Source organism: Pseudoalteromonas denitrificans DSM 6059, assembly GCF_900112265.1.
Taxonomy (GTDB): domain Bacteria; phylum Pseudomonadota; class Gammaproteobacteria; order Enterobacterales; family Alteromonadaceae; genus Pseudoalteromonas; species Pseudoalteromonas denitrificans.
Genome location: NZ_FOLO01000002.1, coordinates 89,297 through 105,966, shown reverse-complemented (window position 1 = coordinate 105,966; position 16,670 = coordinate 89,297). Strand labels below are relative to the sequence as shown.

The window sequence follows — 16,670 nt, the reverse complement described above, 5'->3', positions numbered from 1 at the left end:
TTCAAAAAAATAAAAAGTTCTTTACCTGCAAATACTTAATCTCTTAAACCAACTGTCTAGGTACTTCAAAGCTAAAGTAGTTTTTTCCTTGAGTGATAGTATACTGATAATCATCAAAATAATGTTTTATCAACGCAAGCCCCATCCCCCCTTCAACTAACTCTCCTTGTTCTAATTCCCAATCACTGTCTCCCGACTTTAATAATTTACAATAAAGTGTTGGATCAATTAAAGTGATACGAATATTCTCACCTAAATCACTTAAGACTAACGTAACAGCTTCATTTTCACCATTGCTATGACGTAATAAATTACTTAAATATTCGGTCATGACTAAACCAGATTTATCAATATCATCCTCACTCACGGGAATATCTTTTAAAATAAACAACAATGTTTGTCTGATAAAAGTCAATGCAGCCCAAATTAAATTAAACCGACGATAATATAAAGTAGACATGAGTGCTCCTATGGGCAATTAAACAACCATTGCTGTTTTTTAACGAGTTTCAATAACCATAGCCTTATTTTAGGTAATTTTACTAAATAATGTTTAATGCTTTCTAATAATTGAGGTCCCAAAGGTGGTAAATATTGCTGGGTAACAACATAGGATAAACTTTTAAACCCTGCTAACTTTACTTTTGTTTGTGCTTCCAATAAATCACTTTCACTGTTTTTTCCAAGTGCCACACAAACTAAGGTTAAGTCGGTAAATTTACTCACGATATGAAGTGGAATATTCATTTTATTTACTCGCATCGCAGGTGACATATCGATTAAAATATATTCAAACTCTTGCTGTAACCTTAAGATTGCTTCACTTAATACATTTGATTCACGTGCAATTTCGATATCAATTAAGCCACTAAGACTTAAAAAAGGAATTTTTTTTAATTCAATAATATTAAGTTGACAGCTTATATCACTAAAACACCAATCTCCCACAGGCTCATCAAAACCTAAAGTTTTTGGTTTAATAGGTTGAAACTGATTTAACTCAATAACTAATACTGATTTCTTGGCTGATCTTATTTTTGAAGCTAAAGAGAACGTTACTGAAGAAGTACCTTCTGCACCATATGAAGATATTAAAGTAACCACTTTTGCTTGCTGATCTTTTACTTGTTGAAATAAACTTTCTATCTCTTGATATTGCGGTGGAATAATTTTCATTTTAACTCCTGACAAATCATTTAGAACTTTGGTTATAAACCTATCACTAAAGCTGCAATTGTTAAGATATCTAAGAATGACTCTTTGGCATTTTTAGTAACACTATCTTTATCATTTGCAATATAAACAGTATCTCCAGCACGTAAGACAGGTATTTTTGCTGAATTAGGATTTTTAATAAATTTTTCCAAGTCAAAACGTCTCGCCTGCTCTTTACAACATGAGTGGTTTATTACAACGATATTTTCAATTAATGCATCATGACTTGGGCCACCAGCCTCAGCTAGAATATCAAGTAAAGTCATTGAATCGTCAAAGTTATAACGTCCAGGTTTTTCAATTGCGCCCATGATACGAACAACACTTTCTTTAGGTTTACTTAACCAATCTTTATTTTTTTCAGGAACATAAATGGTATCTCCCGCCACGACTTTAGGAAATAAAGTTTCATCTCCTGTTTCAAAATAAAGCGCTAGATTGAGCTTACTCACTTTTGCATGTTTTCCATTTCTGTGGGTAATACGTATATTGCGAAGGTCTGCTTTATCTGTTGTGCCATCTGCAGCTGCTAAGATATCTAAAAAATGAAGTGCGTTATTAAAACCATACCGACCAGGTGCGCCAACCTGTCCCATAATATAAATAGAACTTTCAGCACTTTGTCTTACCCATTGGGATTTATTGTCTCTTGGATCATGGGGTAACTCTTCAATGATGACAGTATCTCCCGCCTGTATTTCAGGTAGCTGATACTTATTGGTTTTATCATTAGCATATTTATCAAAACTGAATGTTCTGGTAATTTGGCCATCACGTATAATTTTAATATCATTTACATTACCGCCTTTTGTTGGCCCTCCTGCATGAGAAAATAAATCTGTAAAATCCATTTCATCACTCCACTCATAACGACCAGGCTTATGCACTGCACCAATAATTTTCACTGCACGTTTAGGGGGCACTTTTAACCAACTTTTTTCATTTATATCAGTTTTTTCAGGAATAAAGATTACATCTCCGGGGCCTACATCTGGAATAGAGATATCTTTGAAACCTTCGGTGTAAGCGAGTAAATCAAATAAAACCCGCTCCCCTGATGGACGTAATACTGTGATATGCCTGGTTTCTGCCCAACGAGTTGGTCCTCCCGCATTTGCTAAAATATCTAAAAAGGTCACTTTATTATTTGTTTCATAACCTCCGGGCTGTTTCACTTCTCCCATAATATAAACAGTGCTTTCAGTCGTATTAACATCATCAACCATAATGGGAACGTAAATCGTAGTACCTGGGCTAATCGCTGGTAACAATTTGTTATTGCCACTATCTAGGTAAGCCTTTAAATTAAAAATAACTGGGGTATCATTTTGAATCACTCTTATTTTTGTCACGTCAGCATAACGTGTCACACCTGCAGCGCGCATTAAAGCTTCTATAATAGTCATATCTTTTTTATAAGAAAAACTGCCTGGATGATGTAATTCGCCAAATAAAGTAACCGCTTCGTTATTTTCACCCGCATCACCAGACTCAGCTAAAGTGCGTGCGTCAAAGTCTATTTGAACATTGCCTATGAGAGGCGAGACAGGTACAAATACAGTATCACCTGTTTGGATCTGTGGTAACAACTCAGTATTACCTGTATCTAAATATTCTTTATAATTAAACTCAATCATTTCACCTGAACGACGGATCTGCATACGATCCATTTGTGCACCTTGCTTTAAGCCACCAGCTAGATTAATGACCATTTGAATATTGCCATTTTCTGGAACGCTCACTTGAGAAGGTTCATTCACATAACCTAAAACTGTGACTAATAATTCTCTTGAACGCACCTCTAGATAAAAACGAGATAATTCACGATATATACCAGCAAGGCGTAACTTTAATTCCGCTTCAACTCTTGAAGGAATTTTTCCTGAAATTTTAATTTTACCTATTTCTGGTAAATTTATTTCTCCTTTTTCATCTACTTTAAAAGGTTTATCAAACCCCTCTTCGCCAGGAATATGTAAAAATACTTTATTACCAACACTGATCACTTGTTCATTTTCACTTGCTTTTTCGAGTGCTTTCACTTCACTACTTGCAACATCAGGATTAACAACTTGTGCATTAGCCACTGACATAAAAAAACAAAGTAATAGAATAAACTGACGCATAATTATCTCCCTAGTTATTTTTAGATTCATCCGAACTTAGCTCATGTGTCCATTTAGATAATGGTAATGACACTTCATTATTTTCCACTTCATTTGTTTTATTTGAAGGTAAAATATACGCATTAACACGACGGTCCGAATGATTTTTAGCTTTAATATCTGTGACATTGCCCTCATTTACAAATGAAGTAAGCGGTTGCTTTTCACCTTGTGTTAAGGTCACTAAATTACTTTTATCAGCGCCATATACAACTAACCAATGTTTAACTTGTTCAGCACGTTTAAAGGCTAATTCATAATTAGCATTATCACTGCCCTCTGCGTCAGCATGACCAACTAATAAAATCTTAATATCTCCTGCAAGTTTTATTAGCTCTGAAACTTGCGCTATGCGCATCATGTACTTTTGTGTTATTTGAAAATTATTAAATGCAAATTGGTTATCACTATTGAGCAATATTTCTATTCTACTCATTAAGTCTTTATTTGTTTCTTTTGAAGGTGCAGCTATGTCTACAACACACTGAGTTTTTTCAATAATGATATTAAAGTGACGCTCTAACTGATTGAGTTGATGATATAAAACAAGTAAGTCAGCTTGAGCGTCTTCTAACATTTGTGCACTTAACTCTCTGTTTACACGATTTAGCATTAAGTTTGCTTGATGTAATTGACCAGGCATACATTTTTGAATGCCTCGACTTTGCAATAACTGCAACTTTATTGATAAATGATCAAACTCAGTTTCTAAATGCTTTTGATTTTGCCAATACCAAGCATCTTCTTGCTCAACTCCGTCAGGCGAAAACTTTTCAGCCCAACCTCCTCGGCCTTCTTCTGGCCAGCTAGCACATCCGCAAAACATATGCCCTAATAAAACCAAACTGATAGTATTTATATGTTTCATTTGTGTATTCCTTTTTTATTAGCTTAAGCTGCACCTAAATCATCAATAAATGTTATCGTTCGATCGACTCTTAATAACTTCATTAATTTATTCGGTTGTCCTGCAACTTTTAATAAAAGCAGTTGTACACCGCGTTTTTCAATGCGTTTGTATAAATACACCATGGCACCAATGCCTGATGAATCAATAAACTCTGTTGCTGCAAAATCGAGAATGATGGTGGGTTTATCTGTTGTCACTAAATCATCAAATTGATCTCTGTATTGATCTACAGCTAATCCTGAAAAATCACTTGGAAGGGTGACTATCAGCGTATTTTTATGTTCACTTGTACAGTTAAAGGTTGTCATGGTTGTTACCTCTTTTGAAAATACATAATTACAATTATGTATAACTATCCAAAATAGATGCCAAAACAATAAGGTATATATAACAACAACTTAAAAATTTAAGATAAAATGAACTTTGCACTTTGCAATGACAATTGCAAAGTGCAATATAAAAATAAGTGTATTAGAATTACTGGCCTTTACCTGTGATAACAATATAAACCGTTCTCACTAAAATATTACATTCCATTTGTAGCCATTGAGTGAATGAACACAGAGATAAAACATAAGCATAGTCCCATGCAATTTTTGATTTTACATCTTCAAGAGTTTCATCATAACCATTCATCACTTGTGCTAAACCCGATATCCCAGGTTTCACACCAAAAGTTCTTTGACTATAAAAAGGAATACCTGATTCTAGTTTTCCATAGAACACAGGGCGCTCTGGTCTTGGTCCTATTAAAGACATTTCCCCTTTGAGCACATTAAAAAACTGTGGCAATTCATCTATACGCGTCTTTCTTAAAAACAAGCCTACTTTAGTGATCCTAGGATCTTCCTTTGACGCCCAAACAGCACCATTTTTCTTTTCAGCGTTATCAACCATAGTTCTTAATTTATATACATTAAATAATGCGACAAAGTCCTCCTCAAACTTACCGACCCTTTGCTGATGATAAAAAATAGGACCTTTTGAACTCAATTTAATCGCAGCGCCTGCAATCATCATAATAGGGATAGATAAGGTCAAACCAATAATAGATCCAAAGATATCTATAGTACGTTTGGCGATTGTTACTAACACCTTTTGATTAAATGCAGCTTTATTTTTCTCTCTTTTCCAGGGTGAGCGGTAAAACCCAGACATCAAACGAAAGATGCCATAAAATGCTGCACTATAGCCTGTTAGTACATAATTCATATCATCTACAATTGGCAATGCTCTTTTGATTTTAAAAATTGATTTAGTTACTCCAATTAAGCTAGTAGAGCCTAACCCAGCTAATAAAAATTGCGCAAATAAATTATTTTCAAAACATGCGGCTAAAATTAAAAACACCACCGAAACGAATAAAAAGCATGGCATTAACCCTCTCAATACCTTATGAGATAAAAAAGAAAATTTAAGAGGCAAGTTTTTGGTGGTAAACAAATGCTTTAATAAATAAATTTGCTGAAAATTACCCGCACCAATTCTAATGCGTCTCAACTTATCGACTTCTAAAGTATCTTGATCCATTTCAATAATATTTAAGCAAGGGTTTATTATTGACTTATGCCCCTCACCTAAAGCCATCATAGATAAAACAAAATCATCATTAATAGTATCTTTAGGCAAAGTCTGGCAGAGCTCACTTCTCATCGCAAATAAAGCACCTGGAACTCCCACAACTGCACCTAAATATGATTCATCTTGTTTAATACTATTTTGATAATGCCAATACTTTTTCTGCTGTTCAGAGCACGTATCATAAAATTGATAAACACCTGAGACTACACCAACAGAGTCATCTTCAAAATCATCAACAATCAACTTGAGTGCATCTATGCTAGTAAGCGCGCTAATATCACTGAACAATAAAATATCATAATTGTCTTTTTGCTGTGAAATAAGGTAATTAATGCCAGAAAGTTTACCTTTATTTTTTTCAAAAACATGTAATTGACAAGCAATATATTGTTTGTGTAATTGCGCAATCGCGCTTTGGGCTAATGCCAAAGTATTATCTGTACAGCCATCAAGTAATAGGTGTATTTCAAATTTATACCCAGGATATTGCAATGCAGCTAAATTAAATAATTTTTGCTGAATAAACTCAGCTTCATTATATGCACATAATAAAATACCTATTGATGGTAAATTATTCTCTTGTGTTACTGAGTACTTTTCATGTCTATGTGCTCTTGATTTATTTATCATTTTACGTTTTAAAGTATGTGTTAAAACACGTAATAGTTTAGGGTATAAATAATGATGATAAATGAACAAAAAAGTACAGACTGCAATAATAACCCATATCAAATCAACAATTAACGAATTCATAATGCCGCCCCTTTAGACTAATACAGAATCATATAACGCATCATATTGTGCGGCCATAATACGCGAACACCCTTGTTTGATTGCAGCTTCCCTTATTGCATTCTCTTTTTTTAGGTTTAATGCATCTAATATTGCTTGTGGCAATAATTGCGATTGATTAAATTCTAATAAAATACCTAGACCTTTAGTAACAACTTCACTCACTCCCCCTACATTGCTTGCTACTACAGGTTTATTACATGACATCGCCTCTAAGATGCTCAGTGGTAACCCTTCTCTTTGAGAGAACAAACAAAAAAGATCTAAGCATGAATAAAAAGTTGTCATTTGCTGCACATTACCCAACCAGTGCACACGTTTTTCAATCCCGAGTTGTTTTGCTAAGCTCTGATACTCTTTTAATTTAGAGCCACTGCCTGCAAATACTAAATGAAAATCATCAGGTAGATTAATAAGCTGTTCAAGCAATTTACAGTGTCCTTTTCCTTCCTCAATCCTTGCAGCGCAACCAATCAGTTTTGCAGTCCTAGGTAAATTAAGCTGATAGCGCGCAAATTGCATGTTAATAGGGCTAAATTCAACACTATCTATACCATTTATAACAATTTCCTGTGCTTTGAAATCTACTTTTTTATACACTTCATCAGCCACAGCCACAGCATCAGCAACAACAGTGATAGGCGTCAATTTATAAAGTAATCGTGTTAATAAGCGGTAACGCCATCCATTTAAATACCAAGCGTCATGTACTGTCGTGATATGTTTTACATGCCTTCTTTTTTTTATTGCGCATGCACCATACAACATAGGACCAATATGATGGCTATGAATAATATCAATTTGATGCTCATCTATAAGCGCAACTAACTGATCTACAATTTTAAAACTAATTCCAGGTTGTTTATCTAAACAATCGACATGAGAGAGTAATTTCAGTTGTGGCCATTGCTTAAGTACATCATCACAATCCCCCTCCAGTGAAACAACATGGGTTGTTTGACTATGATTACTTTTGCTACTGAGCTCAAATACCATTTTTTCTAAACCACCAATTTTAAAGTGCTGCACTAATTGCATTACATTCACCATAATTACCTCGCTTTTAAATTATTTAGTCATTTAAAATCAATCCATTTAACATATGTCCAACTTAAACTTTAAAAATCTCTTCTCACTTAAGTAAGTGGTTCGCCTTCAATTGCAATCTGTTTTGACTCAGCTATTGATTTATCATCAATAATAGGGATAACTGAAACCACCTTAAGCCCTGTTGTTTTTTCAATGCTATCGATATCTTGAATACTACTGTCACATAAAAAGCTTAAAAAGACTGCTGCACCACCAGCTAAAACACCTAAGCTTATACCAATAAATAAAATTACAATCAAAGGTGTATTTATCGCACTGGTAGGACTAAAAGCTCTTTCTATCGTTTTAACCTTATCTGGGCCTTCATAACGAACTAACTTGCCTGTAATTTTTGCCATTTCGTAACGGCTTAACATTTCTCTATAAAGTAACTGCTTGACCTCATGGTCTCTTTCTAATTTTTTAAGTTCTTTCTCAACACCTGAAGTACTTGATAATCGCTCAGACAAATCCTTAATTTGTGCCAATAACATTTTAAATTCTTGCTCAATTTGCATCACATTATTTTTAGCTTCCTGTAAGGCTACTAGTTGCGTAACTAGTAAATTATTTTCTGTATTACCATCCTTAGCAGGCAAGGTATTAGCCATTTGCCATAACTTGTCCATATCACTAGTATCTAATTGCATATTTTGAGCCATTAACTCTGATTGACGCATTTTTAAGTTAACTAACGTGCGTAATTTTGCCTGTACTTGACTATGCTTATCTGTATATCGCGTGCGTAATAAAGACACTTCAGACTCTGTAATAATTATTTTATTTTCTAAAATACCGAGTATTGGATTTGCCTTGCCTAATTTATTAGATAAGGCATCAAGCCTGGCTTTTGCACCACTAAGCTCTACTGACTTTTGTTGTTTTTGTATCTCTAAACTCTCTAAAGCACCACGATTAGAAGTGAACAACTCAGGCAAAGAATCACTATTATTTGATTTAAAGTGAGCCAGTAAATCTTCTGACTTTTCTAGTTCAGTTCTTAATACATCTAGTTGCTGTGAAAAGAATTGCTCTGAGGTATCTAACGATGTCTTCGTGGGTGCAAGTAGTCTTTCTATAAATTTCTCAATCACAGCTTCTAACACAGGTTTCATTTGCTCTCTATTAGTCCATCTAAAATGTATACGAACCAACTCATCACCTACCAAAGATAATGACAGTGCATTCGCTAATTTTTTTTGCATTTTATCTATTTCTAAATCCGTTGCATTTTTTGGCACAAGATTAACCTCTATGGCCACTGCAGCTAAAACCTTACGGCTGATAACCAAAGTACGTAATGCATCCATACGATCTTTAAGCTCAAATGAAAAAGATAAATCATCTAAAAAAGGGTTTAATAAGGCTGATTCTTCAATCAAAATTGTTGCATGATTTATATATTGTTTTTTAGCCGTAGAAGAGATGACCAGGACTAGGATTGGCACTAATATAAGAGGTATTAGCATCATTTTAGCTCTCATATAGGCTGCATATAACGAGAGATAAGCGATTCTCTTGATCTGGTCTCGAATTAACATCAATTTCTCCTATTTTGCAATTTGCAACGCAAACCGCCCCCTACTGTAAATCCTATTAGCAAAAAGCAACTTACAACGTCTTTTTGCTTTAATATCTATATACAACGCAATTATTTTGCCAGAAGTGACATTTCACAAAAAACGGGGGCTAATTTAATAAAACGAAGGTGTAGATATGAGAAAGAAACAACTCAATTTACAGATAAACTAAGATAATTTGAGCGATAAATGAAACTATGGGATGAAACTGGTAGTAGTAAAATGATTGAAGATAAATAATTATTCTTGAGTAATAACTTGCGTATTGTGTGCAATATACTGATGCTCAATATAATTGCATAATGAAATAGTCAGTGCCATTAAAATGTAAAAAGGCCAAGTAAACCCTTGAGTTAAAAAAGTACCAGATACCATAAAACTTAAAAAACCAGCAAATAATGCAAAGGAATAATATTGAATGGTTATCAACTTATTACGTGATAATAAACAGCTATTATTTTCTACCATCAAAATGAGTAAAGATATTTGCCGTTGTGCTGTTTTTAACTTTCTCAATAAACTCGCTAATAAACACAAAAATACCGTTAACCCTAAAAAGCCAGTCTCAGCTAGAATACCAAACCAAGTACTATGAACCGCATGATTTAAACCATCCCAATGGGCACTATAATAATAATAATTAACTAAAAAATTATTTATCCCAACTCCAGTTAATGGATTAGACAAAGCCATTTTATAAGCCGCTCCCCAAGCATATATTCTGCCCATAGCAGACTCATCAATTCCCTCTTCAGCTGCTCCACCTGAGGAACGATCAGAAATACCCGCTAAAACAAGTAGTATCGGAAGTAAAACTGCCGCGCCGCTTATTAATAACATTTTTGATTTCACTTTAATCCAAGCAAAATATCCCGAAATAACCATAATACCTAATAAACCACCTCGACTTTGCGTTGCAATAATCGCACTAACGAGCAAAAAGTAACTCAACCCAGCTAAATAACGCTCACACTTAGATAGACCAGTAGAAAAAAATAAACTTAACCCAAAACCACAAGGGAATAGTAAAACTAACGATAAATCATTTGGATCCCCTAAAATTGAACCTATATCTCGGCCTATAGTGACGCGAGTACCTTCAACAAGCCCGATACCATTCATTTTATTTGACAGCGCAACACAAGCGATCACAACGCCTGATAATAAAAATAACCGGCTAGCTAACAAAAAATCACTCGGAGACTTACTCAGCCAAACAATGGCAAATACCAAGATAGCAATTTTAATATAGGTAGAATTAAAGTAACCAATCGCTTTTCCTGAGTTACTCGCAAATATTACCCCCACAACAACTAAAGCAAAAAATGCAACAAACCAACTTAATTGAGGGGTCCAATAACAATTAATTTCCTTTGAAACAAACAAGTGCCAGACAAGTACACCTAAAGTTGCCAAAGCTAATAACTGAGGGATATGCAATGGACTTAAAAATGGAAAAGCCTCATGAATTCTAAAAAAAGAAAAAATGATAAACCCTAAACAGATGATATAGGGAATTTTTGTCAGTTTAACCACAATTGCAGGCGCTAGAAATGCCGCTATCACTAAGATAGGGGAAGGCATAACATACCAAATCACACCCACTAATATTGAGTACCCGCAAAATATAAGTAATTGCATAATATTAAGCTCTTAAAGATAGTTTCATTAATAACTTATTTTTACTGATGCTTTCTTTTGCAGTAAATAAGCCACTTAAATATAAGAAAGCACTCATAACTAACAAGGCTACAATTATTAAAAGTAATTGCAGATAAAGATTAATCACGTTAGGTATTATGATTAAAAATAAAACACAAATTATCGATAACAGCAGTAGCTTATTCCAGTCATACTTCAATTCTAATGTACGCTGGCTAATAATAAAAAAAGTCACCACCCGGAAGGTTTGCGCCAAGATGAGTGAAAGTATCACACCAAACACTTGAAAATATTCACTTAATAAATAACATAACATAACGGCTATGATCGCAGTGGCAAAATCAATATACATCACATTTTTAGTCGATTTTTTAATATAACAGCCCATATTTATCAGTTCGGCTGCTTGTTTTATAACAAAGAAAGTCAGTAACCAAGGAATATAAATGATGGCATTTTGATAATTAGAGTCGATAAAATAATTAATGGCGATAGGTGAACTTAAACAAATAAGCGTTGCAAAACACAAGACTAATGCCAGCCCTAAAGAGGTTTTATTTGCGACAACTTCTAATCCGTTTGCTTTTTTTAATTCTTCAAACCGCCGAGCAAACCACCACATGCAAAAAGGCTGTATTAAAATAATGCTAATCGTAGCGAGTTTTTTTGCTAATGAATATAAACCTAATTCATGCTCAGAAGATACAGCAGCGACCATCCACCAATCAGCACCATTCAAGGCAAAAGCAGCTAAACTACTCAAAACAAGCGGGTAACCATAAGATAAAATCTGAGGCACTAATTTAAAATTTAAGTTAAGACCGGTTTCTCTTATCTGCATAAACAATAAAGTCACTGCCAATAATAAAATTGAAATTAATCCACCCCAAAGGATTGCCGAAATCCCAAGGCCTTGGCGTAATAAAAACCAAGATATGCACGCCTGAATTATCACTTTACTTGTTGTAAGCAAAAAAAAGCTTGATGCTTGCTCTCTCATTCTTAACCAGGCTAACGGAATCGCAATACAACCTTCAAATGAAAACATAATAACTAATAGCTGCATATCAAATAAAGTAATACCAGCGGTTAAAAACATGACAATAAAGGGCGCTAAACTCATGCCAATCGCGAGGCTAACTAAACCAATAATCAAAGCTAATGTGATAAAATTGGCAATGATCATATTTTCATCTAGGGGATCCTCATTCATACCCACAAACCGATACAGACCATCAACTAAACCAAAACCTACTATTAGCGTTGCAAAATTAGAAAAACTCAACATTAGCTCTAAGGCACCATATTGAGCAGGAGATAGATAAAAAGTAACGATAGGTAGCATTATTAAAGACACCGATTTCATTAATAAAATACCAAGTCCATAGTAAATCGCTTGATGAATTTTTATGCCTTTGATCATACGTTTCCCCTTAATCACTCGCTTTGTATGCTTTTCAATAAACATGCCAAGCGCTTACCTCTTACACTCCTTATAAACGACATAGTATGCTTTGCAAATTGCTAATCAAATTACCATCTTTTTTCAAATTGCAAACTCTCAAGTGACTTTAAAAATGATTGGCTGTATTTTCAATTAAACTTGATAGCTTTCTAGCTTGCTTTTGTGCTGTGTATAAATCACAAACACGTTTATAGGCATTATTTTTCATACACAAAACATCAAATACAGGCATACGATAAAATTGCTTGATCATACTTGCTAATTTAATGGGATCTTTAGGCGGAACACGTAACCCAGTCGAGCGTGTTAGAAATTCATTACACCCCATAAAATAAGTTGTGATCACAGGTAACTTTAAAGCCATAGCCTCTTTGACAACAACGGGTCCTGTATCTCTATCACCATTACTCGCAAGTTCAAAAGGGGCAACCATAGCATCATAATTTTTACTCGACTCTATAAACCATGATGATTGTTTAGCGCCTAAGAAATTGACAAATTGCGATAACTTATTCTTTTTTACATATTCAATGAGCTGCTCTCGTAACACCCCATCTCCCACTAAATCTAATTGCGGACGATGCTCTTTAGGTATAAGTCTTAACGCAGCTAATAAAGTAAACAAACCTTTGGTTTCACATAAACGGCCTATAAAAAGTAACTTCCCTTTTTTATCTTTTTTCCCAAATTTTTTCTGAAACGCCTTAAATTCCTTAAACTCGATTAAATTTAAAACAAACTCATGCCTATTATTATGAATATGGGTGGGCTTAAAACGATTCGGTTCAATACCACAATAAACAAGAGAAACATTTACTTTAGGGGATAACTCTTTGAAATCTGAAACCATGTCTTTACAAACCGCAATTGCAAAATCTACAGATGCTAGTTTTAAGGGTAAATCTTGGGGTGTTGCATAAACATCATAACCATGGCCTACAAATGATACTGTTGCACCACACAATCTAGCAGCAACAATAGCAGTAGCCGCAGCACCTTGACAAAAATGCGCATGAAAGTGAGTACAATGTGTTCTTTTCGCCAAATAAGCTAGTTTAAGGGCGTTGCCCACTAATGAGTAAAAAGAAATACCTTTTTGTAATAATGCAAATTTAATGGCTTTACCAATACCAATCCCTATTGCAGGTAAAGCCTTTAATGCAATTGATTTACTATAATCACTTAAAAAGAGCGTTCTGTCCTTTAAGTCAGTGTCTTGCTCCTGAAACTCCCCTTCATAATGGTTAAATGCAATAGGCTGAACTTCATGCCCACACGCCTCCATTGCTCTCATTTCTGTACTAACAAATGTTTCTGATAGGACAGGGTAACTAGATAATACATATGCAATTTTATTCATAATAATCGACCTATTCATTCATTTTAAATTTCAAATTCAGTCATCTGTAATTTGTTTCAATGTGGCATGTGAAATGCCTATTAAACCTTTATGTTAAACCCATGATTGAAAGTAATTAGCAATTTAGATGCCACTGAAATTTAAATTAAGTAGGAGAAACTTAATGACAAAAATACAATTTTTGATTCAAAAAGCATTTTCAAATCAAATGGTCATTGCATACCATGAAAAAGTAGAAAAAGTTGATACATCGATAATAATTCCAACTTTTAATTGTTTAGAATATTTACCTAAAGCAATACGAAGTATCCAGAAACAAAATGTCTCATCTGTGGAAATTATTATTCTAGATGATGGTTCTAGCGATAAAACTTGGCAATATTTATTATTAATATCTCAATGTGATTTAAGAATAAAACCCATAAGACTCAATGGGGTGGGAGTTTCTAAAGCACGCAACTTAGGATTGAAACATGCCAAAGGCAAGTATATTGCCTTTTTAGATGCCGATGATTACTGGTTAACAGGTAAATTAAAAAGACAACTCGCATTTCATAGTAAAGAGCCCAACGCTGTTATGAGTTTTTGTAATTATTTACACTTTAATAATGACAACGATTATTTAGGAGATTGCTTCTCTTACTGGCCTAAATTTAAAAAACATATAAATCATAATTTTTGCAATGAATACAAATTATTAGACAGTTGTACTGCCGATATATTTTCAGAAAATATTATAGGCACATCTGGTGTAATGATAAATACAGCAGCACTCAATCATGAAGTTTATTTTGATGAAACCTTATCTTCAGCTGAGGATTGGGATTACTGGTTAAAAGTTTCATTACAAGGCCCTATAGGCTTTACCCATAGTATTGATTTAGCTTACTTAATGCGTACAGGTTCTGAAACATCAAATATAAAATTACGCTTAAATCAGATGCAAAAAATTATGCTACGACATGCCAGAGAAATCATAAAAACCAAGCCAATTGCGTTATTACAATGCATATCACGCATATTTACAGGTTATGCCGAATATTATAGAAATTTTGTTGTAGCACAACCAAGTTCATTTAATGAATCAATTAATAACCTAAGGCCATTTTTATGTCATATGGTCGCCTTTTTGCTATCCCCCTCTTGGAGAAGTTTTAATTCTACGGTAGCGGATATTCATTTAACTGAAGTTAACTTATATCCAATAAGAGTTGCAAAATGCAAAAAAAATAGCGAATTGCAAAATTAAAGTACACAAAGTAAAACTCAAACATTGTATTTTTTGAGTTTTACTTTAAATACATTAATAAAAAATCAAAACCACTCTGAAGTATAATTATTCATAAAGAAGTTAAAAGGCGTACTAAAACGCAAAATATCGACCTATAACACATATAAAAAGTCACACTATATATATTTATATTCAATCGCTTGAAAATAACACTCATTGAATTAAAACACGCCACCAACACATTAGTTTTTTTAATCCGAAAACACTAAAAAAACTCGTTGGTAAGTTATGCTAATTGATTGCAAAATAGCCTTACTGCATACCAACGAACGGAGTAAAACCATGACTAATTTAAATGTATCAAATTCAAACCAATTAAATATCGAAACAGCTAAGACTGTGACAAAAAAGCAAAGAATGCTAGCTAAGTTAAATAGTTATGGCAAGAAACTCGCTTTATCTGGTGCTGTTCGCTCTAAATAATAAAGATTTTCCTTTGTAAAGAAAGAAGTGCCCTATCGTTTCTTTCTTTGATTTCATACTTTAAAACGATGACCTCCTCCCGCTCCTTTTATTTAACACTTCAGCTTTAAAAACCGCTCTATATATAAATATAAATAACATTAGGCACATAGAATGCATATTCCTTTTATACAGTTTCACAACTTAAAATATCAACTAATTTGTAAGTTAAATACATTTTATTAAGTAAGTGATCAAATATAAATGAGGATAAATTTTCAATAGCACAGGTTTATAGTTCCAGGTTAAACCTAAGTACCTGCATCCATGCAGGCCACCAGCGATTGCATATTTAGTCCATTTTGAATCATCACATATTTAATCAAAGTGATATTACTTATTGAGTTGATCTTAAATAAGGTATTGCTATGGAATCTATCGACCCACTACTCATTGCATTTTTACCAAAAGACATTCGTGCTATGTTTTTCCCTTATGCCAGTGTTCAATTAGGTGCTTTGTTACTTAATTTAATTTTAGGTTTTTTTTTAGCATCAGCGATTGGGCATCACTTTAGAAAGTACTCTTCTGCATTTTGTAATCGACAAGATTTTTCTCGATTATTTCCACTATTAATGATGTCTGTTATTTTAATTATTACAGTTGTTAAAGCATCTTTAGCATTAGCACTCGGGTTGGTGGGTGCACTGTCTATTGTTCGCTTTAGAACACCAATAAAAGAACCTGAAGAACTACTTTATCTATTTTTAAATATAGGCATTGCGGTTGCCCTTGGTGCAGGGCAAACACTTGCGGCACTCGTAGCATGCTTTACCACTTTACTGTTAGTCACGGTATCTAAAAGAAAAGTCGCAAAATCTTATAATGAGAGTGGTTTATTTCTATCCCTAAATTATATATCCCCTAATAACCAAGACATATGCATTAATGTATCAGATTTAAAAGATATGATTATCAATCATACACTCAGAATGGAGTTACGAAGGTTAGATATTAATAATCAGCAGTTTGATGCAACATTTTTTGTCTCTTTAACAAATTCAAAACAAATTGATGATCTCGTTGTTGAGCTCAAAAATGTATATCCACAGATCAGTGTCTCTTTACTCGAACAACATAATATTGCAGGAGTCTAAT

14 protein-coding genes are annotated in these 16,670 nt (G+C 33.8%); 3 read left to right on the top strand and 11 right to left on the bottom strand.

Going from position 1 to position 16,670, the window contains the following annotated elements; genetic code table 11:
* Positions 1–43: 43 nt before the first annotated feature.
* The 11 genes from BM088_RS01925 to BM088_RS01875 all read right to left on the bottom strand — a co-directional run bounded on the left by BM088_RS01925 (position 44) and on the right by BM088_RS01875 (position 13,819).
* Positions 44–460: an ATP-binding protein gene (locus tag BM088_RS01925; RefSeq protein WP_091979336.1), complete on the bottom strand. Its 417-nt coding sequence runs from the start codon at positions 458–460 to the stop codon at positions 44–46.
* 8 nt (positions 461–468) lie between these two features.
* Positions 469–1,176: a P-loop NTPase family protein gene (locus BM088_RS01920; protein WP_091979333.1), complete on the bottom strand. Its 708-nt coding sequence runs from the start codon at positions 1,174–1,176 to the stop codon at positions 469–471.
* A gap of 32 nt (positions 1,177–1,208) precedes the next feature.
* Positions 1,209–3,308 (bottom strand): SLBB domain-containing protein, encoded by a 2,100-nt coding sequence (locus BM088_RS01915; RefSeq protein ID WP_091979667.1) that lies wholly within the window; start codon positions 3,306–3,308, stop codon positions 1,209–1,211.
* Between the two features lie 43 nt (positions 3,309–3,351).
* Entirely contained in the window at positions 3,352–4,248 is an 897-nt protein-coding gene (locus BM088_RS01910) for an OmpA family protein (RefSeq protein ID WP_245763730.1), read from the bottom strand.
* 23 nt (positions 4,249–4,271) lie between these two features.
* Positions 4,272–4,598 (bottom strand): STAS domain-containing protein, encoded by a 327-nt coding sequence (locus BM088_RS01905; protein ID WP_091979331.1) that lies wholly within the window; start codon positions 4,596–4,598, stop codon positions 4,272–4,274.
* Between the two features lie 169 nt (positions 4,599–4,767).
* Positions 4,768–6,624: a sugar transferase gene (locus BM088_RS01900; RefSeq protein ID WP_091979329.1), complete on the bottom strand. Its 1,857-nt coding sequence runs from the start codon at positions 6,622–6,624 to the stop codon at positions 4,768–4,770.
* A 12-nt stretch (positions 6,625–6,636) separates the two neighbouring features.
* Positions 6,637–7,701: a glycosyltransferase gene (locus tag BM088_RS01895; RefSeq protein ID WP_177207923.1), complete on the bottom strand. Its 1,065-nt coding sequence runs from the start codon at positions 7,699–7,701 to the stop codon at positions 6,637–6,639.
* Between the two features lie 98 nt (positions 7,702–7,799).
* Positions 7,800–9,293, bottom strand: coding sequence for a GumC family protein (locus tag BM088_RS01890; RefSeq protein ID WP_091979325.1), 1,494 nt, complete (start codon positions 9,291–9,293; stop codon positions 7,800–7,802).
* A 279-nt stretch (positions 9,294–9,572) separates the two neighbouring features.
* Entirely contained in the window at positions 9,573–10,973 is a 1,401-nt protein-coding gene (locus BM088_RS01885) for an O-antigen ligase family protein (RefSeq protein ID WP_091979323.1), read from the bottom strand.
* A gap of 4 nt (positions 10,974–10,977) precedes the next feature.
* Positions 10,978–12,417 (bottom strand): lipopolysaccharide biosynthesis protein, encoded by a 1,440-nt coding sequence (locus BM088_RS01880; RefSeq protein WP_177207922.1) that lies wholly within the window; start codon positions 12,415–12,417, stop codon positions 10,978–10,980.
* A 148-nt stretch (positions 12,418–12,565) separates the two neighbouring features.
* Complete coding sequence (locus tag BM088_RS01875; protein WP_177207921.1) at positions 12,566–13,819, bottom strand: glycosyltransferase family 4 protein; 1,254 nt, start codon at positions 13,817–13,819, stop codon at positions 12,566–12,568.
* 163 nt (positions 13,820–13,982) lie between these two features.
* Between BM088_RS01875 and BM088_RS01870 the strand changes: the two genes are divergently transcribed.
* The 3 genes from BM088_RS01870 (at position 13,983) to BM088_RS01865 (ending at position 16,669) form a co-directional block, all read left to right on the top strand.
* On the top strand, positions 13,983–15,068 hold the full coding sequence (locus BM088_RS01870; protein WP_177207920.1) for a glycosyltransferase family 2 protein: 1,086 nt from the start codon (positions 13,983–13,985) through the stop codon (positions 15,066–15,068).
* 324 nt (positions 15,069–15,392) lie between these two features.
* Complete coding sequence (locus tag BM088_RS27090) at positions 15,393–15,533, top strand: hypothetical protein (protein ID WP_177207919.1); 141 nt, start codon at positions 15,393–15,395, stop codon at positions 15,531–15,533.
* A gap of 407 nt (positions 15,534–15,940) precedes the next feature.
* A complete protein-coding gene (locus tag BM088_RS01865) occupies positions 15,941–16,669 on the top strand; it encodes a DUF4956 domain-containing protein (RefSeq protein ID WP_091979315.1) in 729 nt (242 codons plus the stop codon).
* Position 16,670 lies beyond the last annotated feature (1 nt).

Bases quoted from the DNA above. Each gene is read 5' to 3' on its own strand.
- BM088_RS01875 (WP_177207921.1), bottom strand. From the start codon at position 13,819: ATGAATAAAATTGCATATGTATTATCTAGTTACCCTGTCCTATCAGAA.
- BM088_RS01865 (WP_091979315.1), top strand. From the start codon at position 15,941: ATGGAATCTATCGACCCACTACTCATTGCATTTTTACCAAAAGACATT.
- BM088_RS01920 (WP_091979333.1), bottom strand. From the start codon at position 1,176: ATGAAAATTATTCCACCGCAATATCAAGAGATAGAAAGTTTATTTCAA.
- BM088_RS01870 (WP_177207920.1), top strand. From the start codon at position 13,983: ATGACAAAAATACAATTTTTGATTCAAAAAGCATTTTCAAATCAAATG.
- BM088_RS01880 (WP_177207922.1), bottom strand. From the start codon at position 12,417: ATGATCAAAGGCATAAAAATTCATCAAGCGATTTACTATGGACTTGGT.
- BM088_RS01900 (WP_091979329.1), bottom strand. From the start codon at position 6,624: ATGAATTCGTTAATTGTTGATTTGATATGGGTTATTATTGCAGTCTGT.
- BM088_RS01895 (WP_177207923.1), bottom strand. From the start codon at position 7,701: ATGCAATTAGTGCAGCACTTTAAAATTGGTGGTTTAGAAAAAATGGTA.
- BM088_RS27090 (WP_177207919.1), top strand. From the start codon at position 15,393: ATGACTAATTTAAATGTATCAAATTCAAACCAATTAAATATCGAAACA.
- BM088_RS01905 (WP_091979331.1), bottom strand. From the start codon at position 4,598: ATGACAACCTTTAACTGTACAAGTGAACATAAAAATACGCTGATAGTC.
- BM088_RS01925 (WP_091979336.1), bottom strand. From the start codon at position 460: ATGTCTACTTTATATTATCGTCGGTTTAATTTAATTTGGGCTGCATTG.
- BM088_RS01885 (WP_091979323.1), bottom strand. From the start codon at position 10,973: ATGCAATTACTTATATTTTGCGGGTACTCAATATTAGTGGGTGTGATT.
- BM088_RS01915 (WP_091979667.1), bottom strand. From the start codon at position 3,308: ATGTCAGTGGCTAATGCACAAGTTGTTAATCCTGATGTTGCAAGTAGT.
- BM088_RS01890 (WP_091979325.1), bottom strand. From the start codon at position 9,293: ATGTTAATTCGAGACCAGATCAAGAGAATCGCTTATCTCTCGTTATAT.
- BM088_RS01910 (WP_245763730.1), bottom strand. From the start codon at position 4,248: ATGAAACATATAAATACTATCAGTTTGGTTTTATTAGGGCATATGTTT.